The sequence below is a fragment of the Peribacillus sp. NPDC060253 genome, assembly GCF_042727425.1.
Lineage (GTDB): Bacteria > Bacillota > Bacilli > Bacillales > DSM-1321 > Peribacillus.
The window spans coordinates 1-1,017 of record NZ_JBHXAS010000292.1; the positions used below are offsets into that span (position 1 = coordinate 1).

The following is a 1,017-nucleotide window of genomic DNA, read 5'->3' on the forward strand; positions in this document are numbered from 1 at the left end:
TTGGAGGGCTATTTGTCATGAACAAAAATAGTATATCATAAGGGAAATGAAAATTTCAGAGAAAGATATTGACATCCTATTAGCTGGTTTAGTTCACTAAAAGAAAAAAGGAGAGTACATATTATACATGGCTAATATGTACTCTCCTTTATTTATTAAGGTTTTTTATAATTAGGTCTAGATAATTTTGAAAAACTAAGAAACATTAAAGGACCGTCAATAGACCTGTTTTTTTGTACGAAAGAAGGATGACCACCAAGTTTCGACGAATATATCAATATACTTTTTGGAGGTGTTGGATATGGGGATTTGTTGTGGAGAGTGTCACGTTGAATTAAAAAGTGATGATTATGTCACATTGGATGAATTTAGCACGCTGAGGCACACATATTGCGGTTATGATCTTATTGCCGAGCTGATCAAAGACATTGGGACTTATCGAAATATCAAAACAAAGTATTGGTTTTCCCGTGAGCGTACTAAATGAAAATCGGTAAAATCTTAGAGTTAATTAAAACTGATAAACCAGCGAATATTGCCAAAAGGGCTGATGTTCATCTTTCAGAAAATTACTAAGAAAAGCATTGAATAAAGCTGGTTATGAGTATAGAAATTCAGGCGAAAAAGGCTGGTATTTCGTTGGTGAAGGTGACAAGGAAACGGTACAAGAGCAGCTTATTTATGACTTTGCAACAGCAGGAAAAGCAAAGGCGAACGTTTATAATAAAGTTGCACCGTTTTACCCCTTTGGATAATATTCTCTAAAGGGGTGTTTTTATGTCTAAAAGATAAAGTACATCTGAAATTTAAAAATGGATCAAGGAAATCTTTGAGTGGTAATAGAGTTGTTCCGTTAAAGGGCGCGATTCTTTAATAAGAATTACTTTTCTTATAGAACTAACGGGTGCGTTAGCTGAAGATCGGAGCTGTCTTTAAGGCAGCTTTTTCGTGCGCCCGGCATGGGTGCAATCTATAGGGTGCGAGTCCCGAACCATGAAGGCAGTAGTAATGGTTAGC

The 1,017-nt window shown here is 36.0% G+C and carries 2 protein-coding genes; both read left to right on the top strand.

Going from position 1 to position 1,017, the window contains the following annotated elements; translation table 11 throughout:
• Nucleotides 1-301: 301 nt before the first annotated feature.
• Nucleotides 302-487, top strand: a complete 186-nt coding sequence (locus tag ACFWE9_RS27095; RefSeq protein ID WP_034306238.1) for a hypothetical protein — start codon at nucleotides 302-304, stop codon at nucleotides 485-487.
• 97 nt (nucleotides 488-584) lie between these two features.
• Nucleotides 585-755 carry a hypothetical protein gene (locus ACFWE9_RS27100; RefSeq protein WP_377359698.1) on the top strand — a complete coding sequence of 57 codons (171 nt, stop codon included), beginning with the start codon at nucleotides 585-587 and terminating at the stop codon, nucleotides 753-755.
• The last annotated feature ends 262 nt before the right edge of the window (nucleotides 756-1,017 follow it).